This window comes from Burkholderiales bacterium, assembly GCA_036262035.1.
Taxonomy (GTDB): domain Bacteria; phylum Pseudomonadota; class Gammaproteobacteria; order Burkholderiales; family SG8-41; genus JAQGMV01.
On sequence record DATAJS010000011.1, the window covers coordinates 35,826 to 59,842 of the forward strand.

The 24,017-nt window shown below is 66.8% G+C and carries 21 protein-coding genes; 9 read left to right on the forward strand and 12 right to left on the reverse strand.

The genetic code is table 11. From position 1 onward, the window contains the following. Position 1: 1 nt before the first annotated feature. The 4 genes from VHP37_14005 to VHP37_14020 all read right to left on the reverse strand — a co-directional run bounded on the left by VHP37_14005 (position 2) and on the right by VHP37_14020 (position 4,021). On the reverse strand, positions 2-793 hold the full coding sequence (locus VHP37_14005) for a DMT family transporter (GenBank protein HEX2827459.1): 792 nt from the start codon (positions 791-793) through the stop codon (positions 2-4). A 47-nt stretch (positions 794-840) separates the two neighbouring features. Beyond that, positions 841-1,530, reverse strand: coding sequence for a molybdate ABC transporter substrate-binding protein (modA, locus tag VHP37_14010; protein ID HEX2827460.1), 690 nt, complete (start codon positions 1,528-1,530; stop codon positions 841-843). Positions 1,531-1,634: 104 nt separating this feature from the next. After that, positions 1,635-2,513, reverse strand: coding sequence for a tripartite tricarboxylate transporter substrate-binding protein (locus tag VHP37_14015; GenBank protein HEX2827461.1), 879 nt, complete (start codon positions 2,511-2,513; stop codon positions 1,635-1,637). A 164-nt stretch (positions 2,514-2,677) separates the two neighbouring features. Continuing rightward, entirely contained in the window at positions 2,678-4,021 is a 1,344-nt protein-coding gene (locus tag VHP37_14020) for an arylsulfatase (protein HEX2827462.1), read from the reverse strand. Between the two features lie 79 nt (positions 4,022-4,100). Between VHP37_14020 and VHP37_14025 the strand changes: the two genes are divergently transcribed. Next, on the forward strand, positions 4,101-5,507 hold the full coding sequence (locus VHP37_14025) for a CoA transferase (GenBank protein HEX2827463.1): 1,407 nt from the start codon (positions 4,101-4,103) through the stop codon (positions 5,505-5,507). Positions 5,508-5,629: 122 nt separating this feature from the next. Here VHP37_14025 and VHP37_14030 read toward each other — a convergent pair whose 3' ends face one another. Together VHP37_14030 and VHP37_14035 are read right to left on the reverse strand one after the other, a co-directional pair. Then, positions 5,630-6,364 (reverse strand): alpha/beta hydrolase, encoded by a 735-nt coding sequence (locus VHP37_14030; protein HEX2827464.1) that lies wholly within the window; start codon positions 6,362-6,364, stop codon positions 5,630-5,632. Positions 6,365-6,490: 126 nt separating this feature from the next. Next, the gene (locus VHP37_14035; GenBank protein ID HEX2827465.1) at positions 6,491-7,324 is read right to left on the reverse strand and encodes an amidohydrolase family protein; all 834 of its coding nucleotides are present in this window, start codon (positions 7,322-7,324) and stop codon (positions 6,491-6,493) included. Positions 7,325-7,401: 77 nt separating this feature from the next. On the opposite strand from VHP37_14035, the gene VHP37_14040 reads away from it, so the two are divergent. Next, positions 7,402-7,929: a periplasmic heavy metal sensor gene (locus VHP37_14040; GenBank protein ID HEX2827466.1), complete on the forward strand. Its 528-nt coding sequence runs from the start codon at positions 7,402-7,404 to the stop codon at positions 7,927-7,929. On the opposite strand, the gene VHP37_14045 is transcribed toward VHP37_14040, so the two are convergent. Beyond that, entirely contained in the window at positions 7,930-8,853 is a 924-nt protein-coding gene (locus VHP37_14045) for an NADP-dependent oxidoreductase (GenBank protein HEX2827467.1), read from the reverse strand. It abuts the gene before it with no gap. A gap of 76 nt (positions 8,854-8,929) precedes the next feature. Between VHP37_14045 and VHP37_14050 the strand changes: the two genes are divergently transcribed. Further along, positions 8,930-10,531 (forward strand): GMC family oxidoreductase N-terminal domain-containing protein, encoded by a 1,602-nt coding sequence (locus tag VHP37_14050; protein HEX2827468.1) that lies wholly within the window; start codon positions 8,930-8,932, stop codon positions 10,529-10,531. Between the two features lie 38 nt (positions 10,532-10,569). Then, positions 10,570-11,343, forward strand: coding sequence for an enoyl-CoA hydratase/isomerase family protein (locus VHP37_14055; GenBank protein HEX2827469.1), 774 nt, complete (start codon positions 10,570-10,572; stop codon positions 11,341-11,343). Positions 11,344-11,439: 96 nt separating this feature from the next. Here VHP37_14055 and VHP37_14060 read toward each other — a convergent pair whose 3' ends face one another. The 3 genes from VHP37_14060 to VHP37_14070 all read right to left on the reverse strand — a co-directional run bounded on the left by VHP37_14060 (position 11,440) and on the right by VHP37_14070 (position 15,116). Continuing rightward, positions 11,440-12,672 (reverse strand): amidohydrolase family protein, encoded by a 1,233-nt coding sequence (locus VHP37_14060; protein ID HEX2827470.1) that lies wholly within the window; start codon positions 12,670-12,672, stop codon positions 11,440-11,442. Positions 12,673-12,776: 104 nt separating this feature from the next. Continuing rightward, positions 12,777-13,802 (reverse strand): amidohydrolase family protein, encoded by a 1,026-nt coding sequence (locus tag VHP37_14065; GenBank protein HEX2827471.1) that lies wholly within the window; start codon positions 13,800-13,802, stop codon positions 12,777-12,779. A 30-nt stretch (positions 13,803-13,832) separates the two neighbouring features. Beyond that, a complete protein-coding gene (locus VHP37_14070) occupies positions 13,833-15,116 on the reverse strand; it encodes a RidA family protein (GenBank protein ID HEX2827472.1) in 1,284 nt (427 codons plus the stop codon). Between the two features lie 66 nt (positions 15,117-15,182). Here VHP37_14070 and VHP37_14075 point away from each other — a divergent pair, with 66 nt between their 5' ends. Beyond that, positions 15,183-16,151 (forward strand): tripartite tricarboxylate transporter substrate binding protein, encoded by a 969-nt coding sequence (locus tag VHP37_14075; GenBank protein HEX2827473.1) that lies wholly within the window; start codon positions 15,183-15,185, stop codon positions 16,149-16,151. On the opposite strand, the gene VHP37_14080 is transcribed toward VHP37_14075, so the two are convergent. Continuing rightward, the gene (locus tag VHP37_14080; protein ID HEX2827474.1) at positions 16,152-16,325 is read right to left on the reverse strand and encodes a hypothetical protein; all 174 of its coding nucleotides are present in this window, start codon (positions 16,323-16,325) and stop codon (positions 16,152-16,154) included. It lies immediately after the preceding gene. A 123-nt stretch (positions 16,326-16,448) separates the two neighbouring features. Between VHP37_14080 and VHP37_14085 the strand changes: the two genes are divergently transcribed. The 3 genes from VHP37_14085 to VHP37_14095 are packed head-to-tail and all read left to right on the forward strand — an operon-like array spanning position 16,449 to position 20,251. Beyond that, the gene (locus tag VHP37_14085) at positions 16,449-18,227 is read left to right on the forward strand and encodes a radical SAM protein (GenBank protein HEX2827475.1); all 1,779 of its coding nucleotides are present in this window, start codon (positions 16,449-16,451) and stop codon (positions 18,225-18,227) included. 52 nt (positions 18,228-18,279) lie between these two features. Beyond that, a complete protein-coding gene (locus VHP37_14090) occupies positions 18,280-19,254 on the forward strand; it encodes a tripartite tricarboxylate transporter substrate binding protein (protein HEX2827476.1) in 975 nt (324 codons plus the stop codon). A gap of 25 nt (positions 19,255-19,279) precedes the next feature. Beyond that, positions 19,280-20,251: a tripartite tricarboxylate transporter substrate binding protein gene (locus tag VHP37_14095; GenBank protein ID HEX2827477.1), complete on the forward strand. Its 972-nt coding sequence runs from the start codon at positions 19,280-19,282 to the stop codon at positions 20,249-20,251. A gap of 16 nt (positions 20,252-20,267) precedes the next feature. On the opposite strand, the gene VHP37_14100 is transcribed toward VHP37_14095, so the two are convergent. Beyond that, on the reverse strand, positions 20,268-21,257 hold the full coding sequence (locus tag VHP37_14100; GenBank protein HEX2827478.1) for a 3-hydroxyacyl-CoA dehydrogenase NAD-binding domain-containing protein: 990 nt from the start codon (positions 21,255-21,257) through the stop codon (positions 20,268-20,270). A 173-nt stretch (positions 21,258-21,430) separates the two neighbouring features. Here VHP37_14100 and VHP37_14105 point away from each other — a divergent pair, with 173 nt between their 5' ends. Continuing rightward, positions 21,431-24,013 (forward strand): CoA transferase, encoded by a 2,583-nt coding sequence (locus VHP37_14105; protein ID HEX2827479.1) that lies wholly within the window; start codon positions 21,431-21,433, stop codon positions 24,011-24,013. Positions 24,014-24,017 lie beyond the last annotated feature (4 nt).

Genomic DNA, 24,017 nt, shown 5'->3' on the forward strand with positions numbered 1-24,017 from the left:
TCTATCGTCGTAAAACCATCGCGATCCCGCCGAGGATCGCCGCCGACGCAAGCACCAGTCTTAGCGTCAGTGCTTCGCCGAGCAGCAGCACGCCGCCCGCCGCCGCGATGGCGGGGACGCTCAACTGCACCGTCGCCGCGGTGGTCGCGCGCAGGCCTTTGAGCGCGGTGTACCAGATCGCGTAACCCATGCCCGACGCGATCGCGCCCGACGCGACGGCGTAGGCGGCGCCCGCCGCATCGACGTGCAGCGCCGGCGCCGCGACGAGCGCGAGCGCGGCCGCGAAAGGCAGCGTGCGCATGAAATTGCCCGCGGTGACCTGGGTCGGATCACCCGCGCCGCGGCCGCGCAGCGAGTACACCGCCCATGACAGGCCCGCGAGCATCATAAGGAGCGCGGCCGAGAGCGGCGGCGCGGTGAGTCCCGGCGACAGCAGCCCGCCCAGTCCCGCGAGCGCGAGCACGAATCCCGCGAGTTGCAGCGGCGTGAAGCGCTCGCCGCGCGCGAGCCCGTAGCCGATCATTCCCGCCTGCACCGAGCCGAAGAGGATCAGCGCGCCGGTGGCGGCGGTGAGCGCGAGGTACGCGTAGGAGAACGTCGCGGCGTAACCGAACAGCGCGAGCGCGGAGAGCCACGTGCCGCGGACGCCGGTCACGCCGTCGCGCCAGCGCACGATGAGCCACAGCGCGGCGGCGCCCGAGGCCATGCGTATCGCGGTGAAGCTCGCCGCGTCGATCGCGGTATCGCGCAATGCGACGCGGCAGAGCAGCGAGTTGCCCGCGAAGCAGATCATCGCGAGCGTAGTCGCGCCGAGGACCCGGCGCGAGACGTGACCCGCCACTACACCGGATCGAGCCCGCAGTGGCGCAGCACCTTGCGGGCCGGCTCCGATCGCAGGTAATCCATGAACGCGCGATTGCCGGCGTCGTGCTTCGAGCCGCTGAACGCGGTCGCGCCGTAGATCATCGGTTCCTGCAGCGCTTCGGGCAGCGGGCCGACGATGGCGATGCCTTCGACCGGCATGAGCTCGCTCGGCTGCTGGATCGCGACGTCCGCTTCGCCTCTCGCCACCACCGCGCCGATCAGCTCGCCGGGTTTGGCGGCGATGCGTTTCGCGGCGATCTCATCCGCGATGCCGAGCTTCTCCATCGCCTTGACGAAGTGGATCCCGCTCACGCCGGCGCTGTACGACACCCCTTTGGCCGCGAGCAGGAAGGCCTTGAGCTTCTCCGGCGTGCTGATGTCGGGTTTGGGGATGCCGGCCTTCACCGCGAGCGCGGTGCTGGAGCTTGCGAACGCGGTGCGGGAGGCGCCCGCGAGACGCCCGGCTTCGATGAGCGGCCCCGAGAAGACTTCCGGCCCGACGAACACGTCGCCCGGCATGCCTTCGGCGATGCTCTTGGCGAGAACCGGGCCTTGTCCGTACGTGACGTCGACCTTGTAGCCGCTGGCCTTCTCGAACTCGGGCGCGATGTCGTGCAGCGCTTCGCGCGCGGAGATCGTGCTGATGATGACGATGGGCGTGCTCATGCGGTTGCTCCTCCTGTGTTTTTTTCGCCGTGCTTATACTAGATCAAATTCCGATGTCCACGGTACGCGAGACGCTGCTCATGGACAGCGGGCGGGTGTAGACGCTATCGGGGCTTGAGGCCGGCGTCGCGCACCACGCCGGCCAGCGTCTCGATCTGCGAGCGCAGTATCCGGTCGCATTCGTCGGGCGTCGTCGGCGCCGTGACGAACGCGATGCCTTGCAGCCGTTCCTTGATGTCGTGCTGCTCGAGCGCTTTCGCGATGTCGCGGTTGATCGCGTTGATGACGGCGCGCAGCGTGCCCGCGGGCGCGAGCACCGCGTGCGAAGTCTCGGGACGTTTGAACTCGGGCATGATCTCGCCGAGCGCCGGGACCTCGGGCAGCACCGGCGCGCGCTGCGGCGACGTCACCGCGAGCGCGACGAGCTTGCCTTCTTTCACGAAGGGGAGCGCCACACCCATCGTGCTCACGGTGTAGCTGCTGCGTCCCGCGAGCACTTCGATCGCGGCTTCGGGTCCGCCCTTGAAAGCGACGTGCACGACCTTGATGCCCGCGACGTGATTGAAGCGCGCGCCGGAGAGGTGGCCCGCGGTGCCAGTCGCGCCCGAGCCGAAGATGAGCTTGCCGGGATGCGCTTTCGCCAGCGCGATGAGCTCCCTGACCGACTTCACCTGCAGCGACGGATGGACGACGAAGAGGTTGGTGCTGAAACCGACCTGCGATATTCCCGCGAAATCCTTCTTGGGATCGTAGGGCAGCGTCGGCTGGAGCACCGCCGAGATCGTGAAGCTCGGCAGCGAATAGAGCAGCGTGTGGCCGTCGGGTGTCGCCTTGGCGACCATCGCCGCCGCGAGCGTGCCGCCGGCGCCGTTGCGGTTGTCGATGACGACCGGTTTGCCCCACGCCTCGGAGAGCCTCTGGCCCAGCATGCGCGAGATGCCGTCGGGCTGGCTGCCGGGACTGGTCGAGGCGATGAGGCGCACCGGCTTGGTCGGATAGCTTTGCGCAAAGCAAAAGCTTTTACCGCAGAGGACGCAGAGGACGCAGAGGAAAAACAAAGCACTATTGTTCGCCATTCTTCGAGTCATCATGCGTCTCCACCCGTTACATTCCTCCGCGTCCTCCGCGTCCTCCGTGTTACTGCTTTTTAGCTTTTGACTTTCCATTCGTCGGGCGCACCCGGCGGCACGGCAGGAAAGCGCTTCAGGCTTTCCTGGAACTCGTGCACCAACCTGCGGATCGGCGTGCGCACCCAGCTGTTCTCGTTGCCGACGTCGGTCTCTTCCTTGGGATCGGTCGTGATGTTGAAGATCCACGGCGTCTCGAGGTGCTTCGGACCGATGTTCGGCTCGGGCTCCCACACGATGTGCATCTTCCAGTTGCGCCACTTCACCGCGCGCAGCTCGTTCTTGATGTAGTAGACGAAGCCTTCGCGCTTCGACGGGTTCGAAGGGTTCGTGAAGAACTCGATCTGGTCCACGCCGTCGATCGGCCGGTCTTCGGGTATTTGGGCCCCCGCAATGTGCGCGAGCGTCGTGAAGAGGTCGGTCACGTGCACGATCTCGTTCGATACGCTGCCGGAGGGGACGCGCCCCGGCCAGCGGATCATGAACGGGACGCGCAAGCTGCCTTCCATCGACGTGTGATACGTGCCGCGCCAAGGTCCCGCGGTGCCTCGCCACGGCCGGCGGAACTCGGGACCGTTGTCGCTCGCGAAAATGAAGACGGTGTTCTCGCGCAGGCCGAGCGCGTCCACCGCGTCGACGATCTCGCCGACGCGGTGATCCATCTCGACCATCGCATCGGCGAAGTCGCCCGCGCCCGTCTTGCCCGCGAAGTCGCGGTGCGGCAGCGTGGGGTAGTGGAGCTGAGTGAGCGGGACGTACGCGAAGAAAGGCTTGCCGACATTTGCGCGCATGAAATCGATCGCGTGCTGCGCAAGCTCGCCGTCGATGCGCCGGCGCATCTCCAGGTCGTAGAGCGCGACTTCCTCCGCGGGCTCGCCCGCGCGGCCGCGCATCACGCACGGCCTGGGCACGACCGCGGGATCGAAGCCCGGCGTGCTCGTGAACATGCTCTCGTTGGTGGTGCGCGGGATGCCGTACCACTCGTCGAAGCCGCGGTCGGTCGGATAGCGGCCGGGGCGATCGCCGAGATGCCATTTGCCGTAGATGGCCGTCGCGTAACCGCGCGCCTTGAGTAGCTGCGCGAGCGTGATCTCGGACGGATGGATGCCCTGAGGCAGTCCCGCCGGCACCGACTGCAGCGCGCCGGTGCGGATGGGATGGCGCCCGGTCATCAGCGCCGAGCGTGTGGGGACGCAGTCGCTCTCGACGTTGAAGTTGGTGAGGCGCAGGCCTTCGGCGGCGAGCGCGTCGATGCGCGGCGTCGGCGCCCCGCGCAGGATGCCGCCGCCGTAGCAGCCCAGCTCTCCCCAGCCCAGGTTGTCGGCGAGGATGAGGACGATGTTCGGTGTCTGCGCGTTGGCCATGGCGTTCGACGGCTTTCCCGAAAGCCCGACTTTAGCGGCTTCGCAGTGGTATCGTCCAAGATTGCCTGGAGGACATACGATGAACGAAGCGCTGCGCCCCATATTGCCCATCGCCGGCTGGTCCGAGGACAAGGCCCGCGAAGTCGAGATCACCGGCGGCACCGATCCCATCCTGCCGACCCCCTTCAAGATCACCGAGACCGCGACCGCGGCGCTCGCCGCCGTCGGCCTCGCCGTGAACGACTTGTGGGAGATCCGCACCGGCCATCGCCAGAAGGTGAAGATCGACACGCGGCGCGCAACCGCAAGCTTGCGCAGCGGCACCTACATGAGCATGGAAGGCGAGAAGGTGCCCCACACGCCGCATACGGTCATGGGCATCTATCCCGCGAAGAACGGGCGTCATTACTACGTGCACGCCAACTTCCCCAATCACCGCGAAGCCGCGCTCAAGGTGCTCGGCGTGCCCGAAGATCGTGCGCAGGTGACCAAGGCGGTCGCGAACCGCGACGCGCAGGAGCTCGAAGAAGCGATCATCGCGGCCAAAGGCGCGGGCGGCATGGTGCGCTCGCACGAGGAGTGGGCCGAGCATCCGCAGGCGAAAGCGATCGCGCAACTCCCCGTGTTCGAGATCGTGAAGATCGGCGACGCACCGGTCGAGCCGCTGCCGCCGGGCGATCGTCCTTTATCGGGAATACGCGTGCTCGATCTCACGCGTGTGATCGCGGGGCCGACGTGCGCGCGCACGCTCGCCGAGCAGGGCGCGGACGTCTTGAAGATCACCGCCGAGCACCTGCCGAGCCTCGGCCGGCAGGAATACGACACCGGCCACGGCAAGCTCTCCGCACGCCTCGATCTTCGCGAAGAGAAAGATCGCGAGACGCTGAAGAAGCTGGTGAGCGAAGCCGACGTGTTCTCGCAGGGCTATCGCCCGGGCACGCTCGGCGATAAAGGCTTCTCGCCCGAAGCGCTCGCTAAGATGCGCCCCGGCATCGTCGTCGTGTCGCTGTGCGCGTTCAGCCACGTCGGGCCGTGGGCGTCGCGGCGCGGCTTCGACACCGTCATCCAGACGGTGAGCGGCATCGTGCATCGGCAGGGACAGGTCTTTCCCGGCAAGGAGCCGGGGCCGCAGTTCTATCCGGTATCGGCGATCGATTACCTCACCGGCTATCTGATGGCGACCGGCGCGATGGTCGCGCTCGCGCGCCGCGCGCGCGAAGGCGGGAGCTGGCTGGTGCGCATTTCGCTCGCGCAGGTCGGACGGTGGCTGGTCAGCCGTGGCGAAGTGCCGGAGTCGGAGCTTTCCAGGGCGGAGAAGGAGTTCAAGCCCGAAGAGCTCGAGCGCTGGTCGACGGTGACCGAGACGCCCGTCGGCAGGCTGCGCCATCTCACGCCGGTGATCGAGTTCTCCGAGACGCCGGCGCGGTGGGCGCGGCCGACGGTGCCGCTGGGGTACAACAAGCCGGAGTGGCCGGCTCGGTCCTGACCGTCATTCCCGACCGCGCGCCAGCGCGAGCGATCGGGAATCCATTTTGACGTTTGAACGAAGAATGGATCCCCGCCTACGCGGGGATGATGCTTCGCGTCTCCTACGCGGGGATGACGGCTCTATGCAGGCGTGTTCTTCGCCAGAAACGCCTTGCACTTCGCCTTCGCGTTCTCCAGCGCCGCGCCTTCCTTCCACTCGGTGATGTATTCGACGTTGGGCAACAGCTGCGCGGTCTCGTCCGAGATCGGACGCGGATGCGCTTCGTCGTTGCCCGCGAGCAGCAGGCAGGACACCTTCACGTTTTTCACGAACTCGCGATCGACGGCGTAGAGAAAGCCCGGCGCGTACAGGTTGTCGTGGAAAGCGGTCAGCACGTCCTCGGTCGCTTCGGGATGATCCTGGAGCGACTTCGCCCATTCGTTGAAGCGCACCGCGCGGCCCGGCTTCATCGCGCCGACGCGGCCGATCGGCTGCGCGATGATCGCGGCCTGGACGCGCTGCGGCGCCTGCTTGATGAAGTTCATGATGAACGAGCCGCCGATGCACTGGCCGAAGAGGACGCACTTGTCGATCTTCAGGTGGTCGAGCACCGCGAGATGGTCGGACGTGTACGTGTCCCAGCCGTCCTTCGCGCTGATCGGCGCGCGCGAGCGGCCGCCCGACGCGTTGCGCTGATCCATGACGATCACGCGGTACTGGCCGGACCATTGCTCCACCGGTTTGATCGGCGCCGAAGCCTCGCTCCAGACCTTGATCGTCGATTGCAGTCCCGCGGGCGCGAAAGTGAGGATCGGGAAGCCTTTGCCGTGCTCTTCGAAATAGACCGTGGCGTCGCCGTTCTGGATCGTAGGCATGGTGATCTCCTTTAAGTGTCGTGCGCCACGGGATCGCCACGTCGCGCTGTCGCGCTCCTCGCGATGACGTGTACGGTCATTGCGAGGAGCGCAGCGACGAAGCAATCTCGTTACGAACGATAAGACTCAACTCTGCGGCCGCTTCCAGCCGAGCCAGTCGACGACCGCACCGCCCATGACGCGCTCGAGGTCCCGGCCCTTGAGCCACGGCATTTCCTCGGTGAACATGGTCACGCACTGGCGATACGAGATCGGCATGCGCGTGATGTCGGTGCCCCAGAAGCAGCGATCGGGGCCGAAGGTCTCGATGATGCGCTGCAGGTATTTGTGGATGTTGCGATACGGATACGCCTCGGTCGAGGTGCTGGGCGCGCCCGACAGCTTCACCGCGACGTTCGGCAGCTTCGCGAGCGCGAGCATGTCGTCGAGATCCTCATAAGCCGCGTCGTCCTTCTTCGCGGCCCTGCCGCCGCCGCGCCCGATGTGGTCGATGTGCATCTTCAGGCCCGGGTGCCGTTCGGCGATCCTGCCGAAGGCGGCGATCTTGTCTCCGCTCGCCAGCAGGCCGACCCTCAGGTCCTCGCGCTCGCACGCTTTCCAGAACCAGTCGAGCGAGCCGTCGGTCCACCACGATTTCTGGTGCGGCTCGTTGAACGTGAAGCGGAAGCCGAGCATGCCGGTGCGCTCGCGCCAATGCCTGACGATCTCCTCGCGGTTGGGCGCCTGCAGGTCCATATGTCCGAGGATGCAGAACTTGTCGGGATGCAGCTTCGCGGCCTTCACCGCGAGCTCGTTCACCGCTTCGCCGAGCGATGACGGCGGATGGATCACCGCGGCGTCGACGCCCGCGGACTTCATCTCTGCGAGCGCGTCGTCGATCCCGTAGGTGGGAATCTGGCGGTGGTGCGCGCTCATCTTGCCGTTTTCCCAGATGTGGATCTGCGAATCGACGATCAGCATGGCGTTCCTCCCTGGTTGTCGGCACGATTGTAAGCGCGAACGTGAGAAGATAAGCGCGTCACTTTGGAGGGCGAACGATGAAGCATGTATTGACCATGGCGGCGCTGCTCTGCGTGGCGTGCGCGAATGCCGCCGAGCATTCCGGTCCACACGCGCACGGCGCGCCGTACGCCGGCATGGAAAAGCGCGAGATCAAGGCGCTGTCGGACCAGCAGGTCGCGGATCTGCACGCGGGACGCGGCATGGCGCTCGCGCTGCCGGCGGAGCTCAACGGCTATCCCGGGCCGTCGCACGTGCTCGAGCTCTCGAGGCAGCTCGCGCTGACGCCGGACCAGCAAAAGCGCACCAAGGAGATGTTCGAGACCATGCAGCGCAACGCGGTGGGGCTCGGCCAGCGCGTGATCGACCGCGAGCGCGAGCTCGACGCGCTGTTCGCGCAGAAGAACGCGACCGGCGACAGCGTCATGGCGGCCGCCGCGGCTGCGGCGCGCGCGCAGGGCGAGCTGAGGGCGCTGCACCTGCGCTATCACGTCGCCATGCACGAGCTGCTCACGCCCGAGCAGCTCGTGCGTTACAACCAGCTTCGAGGCTACGCCTCCAAGTGATCAGCGCACCTTGAACACGAGCTTGCCGCGGAAGTGCCGCCCCTCGCTGATGCGGTGCGCCGCGGCCGCGTCGGACAGCGCGAAGGTCCTGATCTCCGGCAGCTTCACCGCCCCGGTCGTGACGAGGTGCGCGATGCGCTCGAGGTGCGGGCGGTCGCGGCCGACTTTCGGGCGCAGCGACTGGACGTCCTTGCGCGGCGACTCGGGCGCCGCCGGGCCCGAAGCGATCGACGCCACGCGCCCGCCGGACTTGACCACTTCGAACGAGCGCTTGTTGACGTCGCCGCCGACGGTGTCGAACACCGCGTCGACGTTCGACACCACTTTAGTGAAGTCTTCCGCGTTGTAGTCGATCACCTGGTCGGCGCCGAGGCTCTTCACGTAATCGACGTTCGCGGCGCTCGTCGTCGTGATCACCCGCGCGCCGATGTGCTTCGCGACCTGGATCGCGAAGCTCGCCACGCCGCCGGCGCCGCCCTGGATGAGGATCGTCTCGCCTTTCTGGAGCTTCAGCGTGTCCTCGATCGAGACCAGCGCGGTGAGGCCGATCAGCGCGACCGAGGCCGCCTCGACGTGCGAGAGCTGCGCGGGCTTCTTCGCCACGATCTGTGCGTTCATCGCGACTTTCTCGGCGTAGCACTGCTCGCCGGTCTGCTCGCTCACGGCGAACACTTCGTCGCCGACCTTGAAGTCGGTCACGCCCGGGCCGAGCGCGGCGACCACGCCGGAGAAATCGCGGCCGGGGATGTACGGGAAGAACTTGGTCGGCGCGTAGCTGCCGGCACGCACCTTCCAGTCGGCGCCGTTGACGCTCGCGGCGTGGACGTCGACCAGCACCTGGCCCGCGGCGGGCACGGGATCGGCGACCTCGCCGTATTCCATGACCTCGGGACCGCCGTTCTTCATGAAGTACGCAGCTTTCATCTGTGCTCCCGGTATATACGTTGTGGAGTTGGGCGGATGGGCCTCACACTATAGCAACTGACAGCGAGGAAAAACGATGGCCGCACGCGAGGAGTACGACTACATCGTCGTCGGCGCCGGGAGCGCCGGGTGCGTGCTCGCGAACCGCCTGAGCGCGTCGGGCTTGCATCGCGTGCTGCTGCTCGAAGCGGGCGGCGAGGATACCGATCGCTGGATACACATCCCGCTCGGCTACGGGCGTCATTTCTCCAATCCCGCGGTGAACTGGCTCTACAGCGCGGAAGAGGACGAGAAGACCGGCAGCCGCCGCATCGCGCAGCCGCGCGGCAAGGTGCTCGGCGGCACGAGCTCGATCAACGGTCTGGTCTACGTGCGGGGCCAGCGCGAGGATTACGATCACTGGCGCGATCTCGGCAACGCCGGCTGGGGTTACGCCGACGTGCTGCCGTTCTTTCGCAAGGCCGAAGACAACCAGCGCGGCGAGGACTCCTACCACGGCACCGGCGGTCCGCTCACCGTGTCGGACGCTGCGGACGATCATCCCTTGTGCGGTGCGTTCTTCGAGGCGGCGGAGGCCTGCGGCTACCCGCGCAACCACGACATCAACGGCGCCTCACAGGTGGGCTTCGGCTACAACCAGTTCACGGTGCGGAAGGGGAAACGCTGCAGCACCGCGGTGGCTTATCTCCGGCCGGCGCGGCAGCGCGCGAACCTGCACGTTTCTCCGAGCTCGCACGCGACGCGCATCCTGTTCTCGGGCGGTCGCGCGGTGGGGCTCGAGTACCTGAGCAACGGAACGAAGCAATCGGCGTCGGCGAGCCGCGAGGTGATCCTCGCCGCAGGCGCTTTCAATTCCCCGCAGTTATTGCAGCTCTCGGGCGTCGGGCCCGCAGCGCTGCTGGAGAAGCTCGGCATACCGGTCGTCGCCGACATGCCTGGCGTCGGAGCCAATCTCCAGGACCACTACAACGGCAGGCTGGTGTTCGAGTGCACCGACGACTTCACGCTGAACGACGTAGTGGCGAGCCCGCTGCGGAAAGTGCGCGAAGGGCTGAAGTATCTGTTCATGCGCCGTGGCTTTCTCACGATGGGCGCGTCCACCGCGACGGGCTTCGTCTCGACCGACCCGGGCACCGAGCGGCCCGACGTGCAGATCGGCCTCGTGCTCTACAGCACCGACAAGTTCGGCGACCGGCTGCATCCGTTCTCCGGGTTCACCATCCTCGTGCGCCTGTTGCGCCCCGAGAGCCGGGGCACCGTCATGCTGAAGAGCGCCGATCCGCTGGCGCAGCCGGAGATCCGGCCGAACTATCTCGCGAGCGCGAAAGACTGCGACGTGCTCGTCGCGGGCATGAAAGTGGCGCAGCGCCTCGTCGGGGCGCCGCCGCTGCAGCGCTATGTCGCACGGCCGCACGAGCCTGCGGCGCCGCCCGCGACCGACGACGCATGGCTGCAGTATCTGCGCGCCAAAGGCGGTATCAGCTATCACCCTGTCGGCACGTGCCGCATGGGGAGCGACGGCGATGCGGTGGTCGACGAGCGCCTGCGGGTGCGCGGCTTCCGGGGCCTGCGCGTGGTCGACGCGTCGATCATGCCGACGCTCGTCTCGGGCAACACCAACGCGCCGACGATCATGATCGGGGAGAAGGGCGCGGATATGATTCTGGCGGATGCTTAAGCGGTGCGTTACCACGCACCCTACGAAAGGGAGTGACGATGAATTACGAACATTTGCTGGTGGACATCGAGGACGGCGTCGCCGTGCTGACGATGAACCGTCCCGAATCGCTCAACGCGATGAACCGCAAGCTCTCGCGCGAGCTGCACGCTGCGGTGAAAGCCGCGGAAGCCGACGACGCGGTGGGCTGTATCGTGATCACCGGCGCAGGCGAGAAAGCGTTCTCCGCCGGCGGCGACATCAAGGAGCAGCTCTCGGACGACGCGAACCGCAGCGAGGCCGAGCTCGACGCGTTACGCGACAAGCGCGGGAGCTACGAGATCAGCGCGTGCCTGAAGCCCACGATCGGCATGATGAACGGGCTCGCGTTCGGCGGTGCGGCGGTGCTGTCGTCGTCGCTCGACATGCGCATCGGCTGCGAGGGCACCAGGTTCAGGTTCCTCGCCGCCGCGTATGGTCGCATCAACAGCACGTGGACGCTGCCGAACCAGGTCGGCTGGCCGATCGCGAAGGAGCTGCTGTTCACCGCGCGCGTCGTCGGCGCCGAAGAAGCCTATCGCATCGGCCTGCTCAATCATCTCGTCCCGCGCGCGCAGCTTCGCGAGAAGACGATGGAGATCGCGAAGATGATCGCCGGCAATCACCGCGGGGCGGTGATGGGCGTGAAGAAGCTGATGCTCGAGCAGATGGCGCTCGATCTCGAGGGGCAGTACGAGGCCGAGCAGCGCTACGGGCGCGACGTAATGCGCGGGGCGAAGGCGCGGGACGCGTTCCCCGAGTTCATCGCGCGCAAAGGTTTGAAGGCCGGTTGACCGGACGCTCCGAGATCGCCGCGTCGGCCAGCGCCTCCTCGCGATGACGTCATTGCGAGGAGCGCCAGCGACGAAGCAATGCCGTGACGCACGCTATCAAGCAGCGGTCGCGGACGTAACCTCCCGGGTCAGCGCCGCCGCGGGTTTCTCGATGCCGTAGAGCCGCGCGCAGTTGTCCCACAGGATCTTGCGGCGCTGCTCGTCCTTCAGCGGCAGTCCGAGGAACTGCGACACCGCCTCGGGGAACGCGCCGTCGGAGTGCGGGTAGTCGCTCGACACGACGAAGTAGTCCGCCCCCATCTTCTCGACCACGTCGACCGCGGGCTCTTCGTCCACGTCGAGCGCGATGTAGCACTGGCGCCTGAAGTACTCGCTCGGCGCCATGGTGAGCTGGAACTCGCAGCCCGGACCGTATTTCTCCCACTGGTCGTCGAGCCGCCACAGCCACCAGTACACCCATCCCGCGGTGCCTTCGAGGAACGCGCAGCGCAGCTTCGGGTGGCGCTCGAGGATGCCGCCGGTCGTCATGCTCGCGATCGCCCCCATGAGCTCGACCGGATTGCGGATCGCGTGCGCCATCGGCTGGAAGTTGCGGTGCCCGACGAAGCGGTTGCCCGCATCGTCCCTGAGCGAGGAGTTGCCGGTGGGATGGAAACCGATCGGCACGTTCAGCCGTTCGAGCTCGGCCCACAGCGGCTCGCACGCATCGTCGTGGAGATGCTGCTTGTTGACCGGGTTCGGCGTGCCGATCACCGCGACCGCACCGAGTTGTTCCACGCAGCGGCGCGCTTCCTCGACCGCCTTACTGATGTCGTGCATCGAGATCTGCGCCGCGAACTTGAGCCGCTTCGGATCTTCCTTGCAGTAATCCGCCGCCCAGTTGTTGTAGGCGCGCGCGAGCGCCGCCGCGTAATCCGGCGCGAGGTCGTCGTGGCAGAGAATCTGCCGGCCGCGCGTCCCGTACATCACGGCGACGTCGATGCCTTCGATGTCCATCGCGGTCAGCGTCGATCCCGCGTCGAAGCCTCGCGACTTCGCGACGGCGAAATGGGGATGGCGGGCACGGCTCCGGCGCCGCAGCTCTCGGCCCGAGGCGGCGGTTTCACGCGACCCCGCGAAGGCGGGGATCGTGAGGCCCTGGACTTCCATCGTCCGTATGGAGTCCGCGTTCCCCTTGTCTTCGGTGCTCGCCTTCAGCGCCTGCTTGTTCCCGCCGAAGAATTGCGGCGGATTCGCTTTGTACGGCTCTTCGAGATAGACGGCCCACAGGTCGTCGGGCTCGTTGAAGTGCATGTCGCTGTCGATGATGAGATACCCGTCGCGTGCCATGAGCGTTCCTCCAGTAGGTCATTGCGAGGAGCGTCAGCGACGAAGCAATCCCGAAGCGTTCGCAACGAGGTCGCCACGGCGCCAGCGGCGCCTCGCGATGGCCGCTACGCGGCCACTTTTTCCGGTTGCACGACCGTCGCGAAGCGCGACAGCAGTCCCGCGGCATTGCCGGTGAGTATCTTCTGCCGCGCTTCCTCGTCGATGTCGGCGGCGGCCAGCGCTTTCTTCGTCCAGTCGACGCCGAACGCGGTGCCGTCGGTGCCGCAGATGATGCGGTCGGCGCCGTAGAGGCTGATCGCGGCTTCGATCGCGCGCGGACCGAACGAGTTGCAGTCGACGTACACCTTCGACTTGCGGAAGCGCATCGACGGCAGCTCTTCCTGCGGCGAGTCGGTCATCGAGCGGTGATCCATGCGCTCGACTTCGTACGGGATGTTGCCGCCGAGGTTGTGCACGTGGACGAGCGCGTCGGGATAGTCTTTCAGGACATCGGTGAGGCACAGCGTCACCATCACCTGCGAGAGCCTCGCCTGCATGTCCAGCGTGCCGTTGCGGCGGCGCGCGTTGTCGGTATCGCGCGAGACCGCCGGGAACGCGTCACCCGGACGCGGCCCGTAGTGGATGAAGAGCAGCGCGCGGCGGCGGTTCGCCACTTCGAGCAGCGGCCGCATCGCTTCGGCGTCTTTCCTGGTGAGGAACGCGTTGCCGGGAAGCTGCGCGCCGATGAATCCGGGCAGCGACATCGCGCGCTCGAGCTCGGCGGCGGCCGCATCGATATCGGTGAGCGGCAGCGCGGCATATGCGACGAAGCGTCCGGGGTACTCGACGCAGATGCGCGAGAGCTGGTCGTTGATCGTGCGGCACAGCGGCAGCGAAGTCTCGACCGGCTGCGCCTCGATGAAGCAGAAGGTGCCGAGCAGCGAGAGCGCGCTGACGGTGACGCCCATCTCGTCCATCTGCGCGAGATACGCTTCGGCGCTGTCGAAGGCGTCGGCGAGCGGCTCCTGCGAGCCGCGATTCATCAGGACTTCTTCTCCGGCGTCGTTCTTCGCGATGCGGGGCTCGCGAGTGCGGGCGCGGAGCGCGTCGGCGGCTTCGATGGGTCTCCAGTGCGCGTGCATGTCGATCATGGCAGCCTCCTCCTTGGGGGACGGATCAGTTTAACGCTGCGGCGCGTACACCCACAGGTCGAGTTGTACGGAGCACCCGGGCGCCGGCAGGAAAGGCACCCGCACGGCGGAAAAGGGCAGGTGGCGATCCGGCAGGCGGCGATCCCAGGCCTGCCACGCCGGGTAGAAATCGGCGAGGTCGGTGTGGTACTGCTGGATCCGAACGAGGTTCTCCAGGCTCGTCCCGGCGGCGCGGCAGATCGCTTCGGCGGTGTCGAGCATCGCCTGCATCTGGGATTGGGCGCTCGACCCGAACCACGGCTGGGCGGGATCGATGCGCGCGGCTTCGACCAGTCCGCGTTCGTCGATCGGCAGCAGCCCCGAGATGAAGAGCAGGTCGCCGGCGCGCACTGCTTCGGTGAATCCCTGGTACGCCGGCACCGTGCCGGCGCGGATCGCGCTCTTGCCGGCGCCCTTGAACGCGATCGTGTTGATCTCGATGCGCGCGTCGGAGAGAAAGAAGCCGGGATCGGCGGTCGGCACGATCGTCGTCGCCGGCATGCCGTTCGGAAACGCCTGCCGCCACACTTCGGTGAACGGCGCGAAATCGTCGGGGTCGCGCAGATACACCTGGCACTTCACCGCATCGCTGAGCGAACAGCCTGCGGCTTTCAGCGCCGGCTCGATCTTGGTGCGGAGGATGAACTCCGCTTCGAGCTTGATCGGCAGCCCTTTCCACAGGTGCTTGTCGGGCACGCGGGCTTCGCGCGCGAGGCCTTCGCCGAAGGTCAGCGAATCGGCCATGCGTCCGGCGACGAAGACGTAATCGCGGTATTCGAGCGCGAGGCTGTAGCCCGAGGTGAAATGGACGTCCTGGTCCTTGGGACGGATATGACGCGGCGGCGCGGCCGTGTTCGTCTTCGCCGCGCCGATCATGTGCACCTCGATCTCCTGGTCGCGCAGCAGGAAGCCGCCGGTGAGGGTGGAGGTGCTCGGCGGGATGTGGTCTTTCATCACCCCACGGCGCGCATCGTGATAGCTCTCCACCGCGCGGCCCGAGGTGTAGTTCTGGTCGACGCGCACCACGCGATCGAGCGCGCCGCCGCCGGCTTCGAGCACCTTGGCGACGTTGACGAAGATGCGATCGGCTTCGCGCCGCAGCTTGGAGGCGTTCCAGTGCGGCAACTCGGCGCTCACGACGTCGGCGGCGATGCCGCCGCTGTAACCGTTCGTGGCTTTATGGCCCGTCGCGAAGATCCAGTCACCCGCGCGCACCCCGGGTGCGTAACGGATGCCGCTTTTCAACGTGACCGGGAGCAGCGTCTCGACGTCCATCGTGCGCATCCTTGCGTGGGAGGTGCAGCGATTATACTGAGCCGCCCCTTTGTGCCCGGAGACGCCATGAAGCTGCTGCTTGCCGCCACGCTCGTGTTGTTCGCCGCACCCGTGCTCGCCGCCGACGCCGCCCGCGACTATCCGTCGCGCCCGGTCCGTGTGATCAACCCGTTTCCGCCGGGCGGCAGCAGCGATCCTTCGTGCAGGCTGCTCGCCGATGCGCTCACGCGCGCGCTCGGCCAGCAGTTCGTGGTCGACAATCGCGGCGGGGGCAACGGCAACATCGGCACCGCGATCGCGGCGAAAGCGACGCCCGACGGTTACGTGCTGGTCTTCGCGTCGGGCACGACGTTCACGGTCAATCCGCACGTGTATTCGAAGCTGGGTTTCGATCCCAAGAAGGACTTCACGCCGGTGATCCGCTTCGGCAGCGTGCCCAACGTGCTCGTGGTGCACCCGTCCAACCCGGCCCGCACGCTCCCCGAGTTCACGCAGTACGTGAAGGGACACAACGGCGAGCTCAACTATGCCTCGGCGGGCAACGGCAGCAGCATGCATCTCGCCGCCGAGATGTACCAGAGGATGACCGGCACGAAGATGCAGCACGTGCCTTACGTGTCGCCGGGACAGGCGACGCAGGACACGATGGCGAACCGCACCCAGCTCATCTTCCATTTGCTTCCTGCGGTCGCGCAGCAGGTGCTCGCGAAGAATCTCCGCGCGATCGCGGTGCTTGCGCCGTCGCGCACGCCGCTGCTCTCGGATGTGCCGACGACCGCCGAAGCGGGCATGCCGGGGCTCGAGGCCGGCACCTGGTATACGGTGCTGGCGCCCGCAGGGTCGCCCAAACCGGTCATCGATAAACTGAACGCGCAGATCAACACGCTCATCAATGACGCGGCATTCAAAAAGCGCGTGGTCGAGATGGGCGTGACGCCGCTGGGCGGCACGCCGGCCGACGTGACGACCTACATCGCGTCGGAATCGGCGCGCTGGGGCGAGGTGGTGAAGGCGGCGGGGATCAGACTCGACTGATCAGCGCTTCTCGAACACGAGATAGTAGTTCCGCTTCAGCCCGATGTTCGTAACTTCGCGGGCGAGCCTGAGCCCGCCGCCCTCCACCTCACGGATGACGTCTTCCTTCGCCAACCGCACGTGATCGAGCGTGCGCTGCGGCGTGACGCCCGGGATGCGCTCGAAATCGATCACGACGAAACGGCCGTCCGCGCATGATACGCGCCGCTGCGTCGGGGTGACACGGGGGCCTCGTTCCTGTAGCCTGCGCTAAAAAATAACATCGTTCATTGCAGCGCGTTTTCGGGAGGAAGTCGCGTGACCGGTGTCAACGATCCCTCGGGGGACCGTCGTTTCTGCCTCGTGCTCATCAAGCCCTCGCACTACGACGACGAGGGGTACGTCATCCAGTGGTTCCGCTCGGCGATCCCGTCGAACTCGCTCGCATGTCTCTACGGCCTCGCGCTCGAATGCAAGATGCAGCGCGTGCTGGGTGACGACGTCGACATCGACATCGAAGCCTACGACGAGACCAACACCCACATCGACCCCCAGCGCATCGCGCGCATGATCGCAGACGCCGGCGACGGCATGGTGATGCTCGTCGGCGTGCAGTCGAACCAGTTCCCGCGGGCGCTCGATATCGCGAGGCCGCTGCGCGAGCGCGGCATCAAGGTCGCGGTCGGCGGTTTCCACGTGTCCGGCACGATCGCGATGCTGAAGGACCGCGATCCCGACGTCGCGCGCGCCGAGGCGATGGGCGTGACGCTGTTCGCAGGCGAAGCCGAAGAAGGGCGCCTCGCGCGCGTGCTCCAGGACGCCGCCGCGAATCGCCTCGAGCCGCTCTACAACTTCATGAGCGACCTGCCTCACATCGAGAACTCGCCGATGCCGATCCTGCCGCCCGAGCGCGTGGTGCGCGTCGTCGGCTCGAACACGACATTCGATGCGGGCCGCGGCTGCCCCTACCAGTGCTCGTTCTGCACCATCATCAACGTGCAGGGCCACAAGTCGCGCCGGCGCTCGCCGGCCGACATCGAGGCGATCGTGCGCGCCAACGTCGCGCAGGGCTTCCACACCTTTTTCATCACCGACGACAACTTCGCGCGCAACAAGGACTGGGAAGCGATCCTGGACCGGATCATCCACCTGCGTGAGGTCGAGAAGATCCGCCTCTCGTTCGTGATCCAGGTCGATACGCTCTGCCACAAGCTCAAGAACTTCATCGAGAAGTGCTCGCGGGCGGGCGTGAAGCGCGTCTTCATCGGGCTGGAGAACATCAACCCGGACAGCCTGACGACCGCGCAGAAGCCGCAGAACAAGATCACCGAGTACCGCAAGATGCTGCTCGCGTGGAAGAAGGCGGGCGTGCTCACCTACTGCGGCTACATCCTCGGCTTCCCAGGCGACACCGCCGAATCGATCGTGCACGACATCAAGGTCATCCAGCGCGAGCTGCCGATCGACCTCCTGGAGTTCTTCTTCCTCACGCCGCTGCCCGGCTCGGTGGATCACAAGAAGCTGCACGAAGCCGGCAAGCCGATGGACCCCGACATCAACAAGTACGACCTCAACCACTGCGTGTCCGAGCATCCGCGCATGTCGAAGGAGGAATGGGAGCGCGCGTATCGCCTCGCGTGGGAGACGTACTACACACCCGAGCACATCGAGACGATCCTGCGTCGTGCGGTGGTGACCGGCACCAGCCCCGGCAAGGCGGTGTTCTTCATCACGTGGTTCAAGGCGTGCCTCGCGATCGAGGGCGTGCATCCGCTCGAAGGCGGGATCGTCCGCCGCAAGCGCCGCCGCGATCGACGCGCCGGGCTGCCGCGCGAGTCGCCGTTCGTCTTCTACCCGCGCTACTGGTTCGAGACCGTGCACAAGATCTACAGCTGGCTCTCGCTCTACGTGAAGCTCCAGCTCATCTATCGCAAGGTGAAGACCGACCCGAAGCGCAAGGAGTACATGGATCTCGCGGTCGCGCCGGTCACGGACGACGAGGTGGAGACTCGCGAGCTCTTCCAGTCCGACGCCGCGCATGCCTATCTGGACAAGGTCGCGCGGCGCGAGAAGGTGCGTCGCGGGGAGATGGTCTGACGGGCGGGGTTCTCCTCGTCGTGCGTGTTACGATCCGCGGCGAGGAGGGAGCATGAAAAGAACGTTACGCATCACGTGCGTCGCGACGCTGCTCGCGGCGTGCGCGATCCCTGCAGCAGTCCTGGCCCAACAATATCCTGCGCGTCCGGTACGGCTCGTTGTCGCGGGGCCGCCCGGCAGCGCGCTCGATTTCACCGCGCGCATGGTCAGCCAGAGGCTCGGCGAAACCTGGGGCCAGCAGTTCGTGGTCGACAACCGCGCCGGCGCCGGCGGCATCATCGCCCACGAGATCGCGGCGAAGAGCGTCCCCGACGGCTACACCCTGATCTTCTCGACGTCGGCGGGCCTCGTCATCAATCCGCTGCTCAGCAAGGTGCCGTACGACTCGTTCCGCGATTTCGCGCCGGTGTCGCTCGCGTCGGTCAACCCGCAGATGCTGTTCGCGTCGCCGTCGCTGCCGGTGAAGAGCGTGCAGGACCTGATCGCGCTCGCGAAATCGAAACCGGGACAGCTGAACTGCGCCTCCGCCGGCAGCGGCACGCCGAACCATCTGGGGTGCGAGCTTCTGAAATCGGCCGCGAAGATCGACTTCGTGCACGTGCCTTACAAGGGCGCGACGCCGGGCATCACCGACGTCGTCGCGGGGCAGGCGCAGTTCATGTTCAACAGCATCCCTGCGGTGCTGCCGCTCGTGAAGTCGGGCAAGGTCAGAGCGCTCGGCGTCGGCAGCACCAAGCGTTCGGCCGCCGCGCCCGACGTGCCGCCGATCGCCGAAACCCTCCCCGGTTTCGAGTGCGTCAACTGGTACTCGGTGCTCGCGCCGGCGAAGACGCCGCAGCCCGTCGTCGCCAGGCTCAACGGCGAAGTGGTGAAGATGCTGGCCGACCCGCCGTTCGCGCAGAAGCTTCTGGACATGGGCTCGGAGCCGCAGTCGAGCACGCCGGCGGACCTGACCAAGTTCATGCGCAAGGAATCCGACCGCTGGGGGCGCGTCATCAAGGCGGCGAATCTCAAGATCGAGCGGTAGGCCTGCACCTGAACGGAGGCTTCGCGTGAATCGTACCGTTGTCGCCTGCGCAGTCGCTCTACTGGCGTTGCCGATGTCCGCGCAGCGCGGTTTTGCGGCGTATCCGGAAAAGCCGGTGCGGTTGATCGTTCCTTATCCGCCCGGCGGCGGTAACGATACGCTCGCGCGTCTCTTCGGGCAGAAGCTTTCGGAGATGTGGGGGCAGCAGGTCGTCGTGGACAACAGGCCCGGCGCCGGCACGATCATCGGCACGCAGCTCGCCGCCCGTGCCGCGCCGGACGGCTACACGCTGCTCCTGTCGTCGATCGCGACACACGCGGTCGCGCCCTATCTCTACAAGAATCCCGGATACGATCCGGTCAGGGATTTCACTCCGATCACGCTGCTCGCCATCGCGCCGACGGTTCTCTGCGTCAACGCGAGCGTGCCGGCGAAATCGGTGCAGGAGCTCGTCGCGCTCGCGAAAGCGAAACCCGGCGAGCTCAAGTTCGCCTCGGGCGGACAGGGCACCGCTCCGCACACCGCCGGCGAGATGTTCGCTTCCCTGGTCGGCATCAAGCTCCTGCACGTGCCGTACAAAGGCGGCGGTCCGGCGATCGCCGGCTTGGTCGGCGGTGAGACCAGCATGATGTTCGACACCGCCGCATCGATACTTCCGCACGTCAAGGGCGGGAAGATCCGTGCGCTCGCGATCGCGCGCGCCGCGCGTCTGCCGGAGTATCCGGAGATACCCACGTTTACGGAGGCCGGCGTTCGCGGTTACGAGGCGAACGCGTGGTACTCGATGCACGCCCCGGCGCGGGTGTCTTCGGCCATCACGGCCAAAGTGCACGGCGACCTGGTGCGGGTGCTCGCGATGCCCGACATCCGCGAAAAGCTCAAGCAACTGGGTTCCGAAGGCGTGGGCAACACGCCGGAAGAGTTCGCGAGATTCGTCCGGGCCGAGGCGGCAAAATACTCGAAGCTCATACGCGAGGTGGGGATTCGGGTCGAGTGACCCGCGCGCGCCGCTTTCAGCCTTTGCGCGAACGATCGGTCCCGCGCGCGGCGGCCCTCTTGCGTGCCGCTTGTTTTTCGGTGCCGAGATCGGTTTCCATGAGCGAGAGCGCTTCTCTCATCAGCGCGTCGATTCGCGCGATCGCTCTGGCACGGGTCCGCGGATTCCACTCGTAAAAGCCTTTGCCGGCCTGAACCCCGACGTGTCCGTCCCGAACCCGCTTCGCGAGACAGCGCGGCGCGTCCGGTCCGTTGTGGAGCGTCGGATAGATCTGGGCGGCCGACTGGAGATGGATGGTGAGGCCGTTCAGGTCGCGCTGGCGCACCGGACCGCACGCGACGTAACGAAAGCCGAAGCCGAACCGGACCGCCGCATCGATATCCTCGGCGGACACGATGCCGCCGTCCAGCAGATTGAAAGCCTCGCGCATCATCGCGTGCTGCACCCGGTTCACGAGCATGCCGGGCACGTCGCGGTTCAGGTTGATCGCGAGCTTGCCGAGCTCGGACAGCCATGCGTTGACCCGGCGTATCGTGGCGTCCGACGTCTTCGGACCTCGCACGACCTCCACCAGCGGCGCGATGTGCGCCGGCGTGAGCCAATGAACGCCCGCGGTACGGCTCTTGTGAGCGACGTGCGTCATCACCTCGGCGAGGCGCAGGCTCGAGCTGTTCGTGGTGACGATCGCGTCTCGCGGCGCGAGGCGCGATACATCTGCGAGGACTTCCCGCTTGAGCGCCAGGATTTCCGGCACGGTTTCGACGACGAGATTCGCGCCGGCCCAGGGCACGCTTTCGATCGACTCGTGTGCGCGAACGCTGCGGGCGGACCGGACACCCGACCGTAGAGCGCGCAGCGCCGTGGCCGTGCGTTCGGCAAGGCGAGCGCGCGTCGCCGCCGACGGTTCGACCACGTCGACGCTCCAGCCGCCCCCGGCGAACACCACGGCGATGTCGCCGCCCATTTTTCCGCCGCCCACGATGACGACACGTCGCTTCGAATTCATGGTTCCTCTCATGCCTGCCGGTTATGTTTGCCGCAATCCGGTCGTATGGTAATCGCGCACCGCTTGCGCAGGCGGCCGCCCGCGGCGAAATCCGCTCCCGTTTTCAGCCGCGCGCGCGCCTTAGAATGAGGCGACCGCACGTTACTCGAAGTCCGCAAAGTGGAGGAGCAGCGATGAGCGCAGCATCGAATTCGAAGCCGGGGCCGCTCAAAGGCATCCGGGTGATCGAGATCGCCGACGAGCAGGCGGAATACTGCGGCCTCACGCTCGCCGGCCTCGGCGCCGAGGTGATCAAGATCGAGCCGCCCGGCGGCAATTCCACGCGGCGCATCGGTCCGTTCTACGAGGACAAGGAAGGCCTCGAGCGCTCGCTCTTCTTCTGGTACTACAACCGCGGCAAGAAATCGCTGCAGCTCGACCTCGAGCAGGCGAAGGATCGCGAACGCCTGCGCGCGCTGATCGCGAGCGCCGACATCCTGCTGGAGTCCACGCCGAAGGGAACGCTCGACAAGCTCGGCATGGGCAAGGACGCGCTGGCGAAAGACTATCCGGCGCTGATCCATGCGCGCGTCACGCCGTTCGGCGACGACGGCCCGTGGGCGAGCTTCAAAGGCTCGGACCTCGTGCACCTCGCGCTCGGCGGCGTGATGATGAACTGCGGCTACGATCCCGCTCCGGGGGGCCAGTACGACCTGCCGCCGATCGCGCCGCAGATGTGGCACGCGTATCACGTCGCGGGCGAGCAGCTCTCGTTCACGCTGCTCGCGGCGCTGCTCTACCGCTTTCGTACGGGGAGAGGCCAGCTCGTCTCGTGCGCGGTGCACGAGTCGGTGTCGAAGTCGACCGAGGTCGATCTCATGACGTGGGTGATGCGCCGCGCGCTCGTCATGCGCCAGACCTGCCGCCATGCGCGCGAGGACGTCTCGCCGAACCCGACGATCGCGCACACCAAGGACGGCCGCTGGGTCATGGCGAGCCTGGGCAATCGGCACGACGACGGCGAGCGCCTTCTGAAGCTGCTCGAGAATTACGGCCTCGCCGAAGGCTTCAGCGTCGACTCGATGGCGGCGCCCAAGGGCGGGCGCTTCGTTCCCGGCACCGGTCCGGCGAAGACCGGCCGCGACCAGGGCATGGAAGCGGTGCAGCGCTTCGTGCGCTCGTTCACTTACGAGAACATCCCGTGGCGCGAAGCGCAGGAGCTCGGCATGCTGTGGGCGCCCCTGCGCAAGCCGCACGAGAACGCGACCGACGAGCACTGGGTCAAGCGCGGCAGCGTCACCGACATCGAGCACCCCGAGCACGGCCGCGCGTTCCGCTATCCCACGAGCAAGTGGATCTCCACCGCGAACTCGTGGGTGGCCGGTCGGCGTGCGCCGCTGCTCAACGAAGACGCCGACGCGATCGAGCCGAAGCCCGGGCGCGAGACGCCGGTGATCGCCGCGGACGCGAAGGTCGATCCCAGAGAGCCGCCGTCCAAGCGCGGCAAGCCTTTTCCGCTGCGCGGCATCCGCATCGTCGATTTCTCGTGGTTCCTCGCTTCGGCGGGCGGCACGCGCTTCCTCTCGGCGTTCGGCGCCGAGAGCATCAAGATCGAGCTCAAGACCCATCCCGACACCCGGCTGGCCGCGATGGCGCCTGTGGGGGGCCGCGAGGCGCGCGACAAGGCGACCGGACCGCTGAAGGGCGTCACCGACGTCAACCAGGGCGGACAGTTCAACAACAAGAATCCGGGCAAGCGCGGCATCTCGCTCAACGTGCGGCATCCGAAAGGCCTCGAGATCGTGAGGCGCCTCATCGCGATGTCGGACATCGTCGCCGAAGGCTTCTCGCCGGGCGTGCTCGACAGCTGGGGGCTCGGCTATTCCGAGCTCAGGAAGATCAAGAAGGACATCATTTACGTGCAGCAGTCGGGCATGGGCGCGCAGGGCACGTACGGACGCTTCCGCACCGTCGGGCCGATCGCGAACGCGTTCGCGGGCCTGTCGGAGATGTCGGGACTGCCCGAGCCCGCGATGCCCGCGGGGTGGGGTTATTCGTACCTCGACTGGATGGGCGCGTTCAGCTTCTCGCTCGCGATGCTCTCGGCGCTGTACCACCGCGAGCGCACCGGCGAGGGCCAGTGGATCGACGCGTCGCAGACCGAGGTCGGCTTGTTCATCAACGGGCCCGCGCTGCTCGACTGGTCGGCGAACGATCGCATATGGAAGCGCATCGGCAACGCGTCGCCGTGGAAGCCCGCGGCGCCGCATAACGTGTATCCGTGTGCGGGTGAGGATCGCTGGATGACGCTGGCGTGCTTCACCGAGCCCGAGTGGCAGGCGCTGATCAAGGTCGCCGAGCATCCGGAGTGGGGCACCGATCCGCGTTTCGCGACGCTGGCCGCACGGCTCGCGCACCAGCCGGCGCTCGACGCGCTGATCTCGCAGTGGACGCGCTCGCGCGATGCGTACCAGACGATGCATGCGCTCCAGGGCGCCGGCGTGCCGGCGGGCGTGTGCCAGACCGCGGGCGACCGCTGCGACAGCGATCCGCAGTTGAAGCACCTCGAATGGCTGACCGAGGTGACCGGCACCAAGATCGGCCGCTGGCCGATCGCCGAAGTGCCGATCAAGCTCTCCGAGAGCCCCGCTTACATCGGCGGGCGGATCGACCGCGGCGCGCCGATGTACGGCGAGGACAACGAATACGTGTACGGCGAGCTGCTCGGCATGTCGACGCAGGAGATCGCCAGGCTCGCCGAAGAAGGGGTGTTCTGATCGG

Coding starts and splice junctions, on each gene's coding strand:
- VHP37_14005 (HEX2827459.1), bottom strand. CDS start 793: ATGATCTGCTTCGCGGGCAACTCGCTGCTCTGCCGCGTCGCATTGCGC.
- modA (HEX2827460.1), bottom strand. CDS start 1,530: ATGAGCACGCCCATCGTCATCATCAGCACGATCTCCGCGCGCGAAGCG.
- VHP37_14020 (HEX2827462.1), bottom strand. CDS start 4,021: ATGGCCAACGCGCAGACACCGAACATCGTCCTCATCCTCGCCGACAAC.
- VHP37_14025 (HEX2827463.1), top strand. CDS start 4,101: ATGAACGAAGCGCTGCGCCCCATATTGCCCATCGCCGGCTGGTCCGAG.
- VHP37_14030 (HEX2827464.1), bottom strand. CDS start 6,364: ATGCCTACGATCCAGAACGGCGACGCCACGGTCTATTTCGAAGAGCAC.
- VHP37_14035 (HEX2827465.1), bottom strand. CDS start 7,324: ATGCTGATCGTCGATTCGCAGATCCACATCTGGGAAAACGGCAAGATG.
- VHP37_14040 (HEX2827466.1), top strand. CDS start 7,402: ATGAAGCATGTATTGACCATGGCGGCGCTGCTCTGCGTGGCGTGCGCG.
- VHP37_14045 (HEX2827467.1), bottom strand. CDS start 8,853: ATGAAAGCTGCGTACTTCATGAAGAACGGCGGTCCCGAGGTCATGGAA.
- VHP37_14050 (HEX2827468.1), top strand. CDS start 8,930: ATGGCCGCACGCGAGGAGTACGACTACATCGTCGTCGGCGCCGGGAGC.
- VHP37_14055 (HEX2827469.1), top strand. CDS start 10,570: ATGAATTACGAACATTTGCTGGTGGACATCGAGGACGGCGTCGCCGTG.
- VHP37_14060 (HEX2827470.1), bottom strand. CDS start 12,672: ATGGCACGCGACGGGTATCTCATCATCGACAGCGACATGCACTTCAAC.
- VHP37_14065 (HEX2827471.1), bottom strand. CDS start 13,802: ATGATCGACATGCACGCGCACTGGAGACCCATCGAAGCCGCCGACGCG.
- VHP37_14070 (HEX2827472.1), bottom strand. CDS start 15,116: ATGGACGTCGAGACGCTGCTCCCGGTCACGTTGAAAAGCGGCATCCGT.
- VHP37_14075 (HEX2827473.1), top strand. CDS start 15,183: ATGAAGCTGCTGCTTGCCGCCACGCTCGTGTTGTTCGCCGCACCCGTG.
- VHP37_14090 (HEX2827476.1), top strand. CDS start 18,280: ATGAAAAGAACGTTACGCATCACGTGCGTCGCGACGCTGCTCGCGGCG.
- VHP37_14100 (HEX2827478.1), bottom strand. CDS start 21,257: ATGAATTCGAAGCGACGTGTCGTCATCGTGGGCGGCGGAAAAATGGGC.
- VHP37_14105 (HEX2827479.1), top strand. CDS start 21,431: ATGAGCGCAGCATCGAATTCGAAGCCGGGGCCGCTCAAAGGCATCCGG.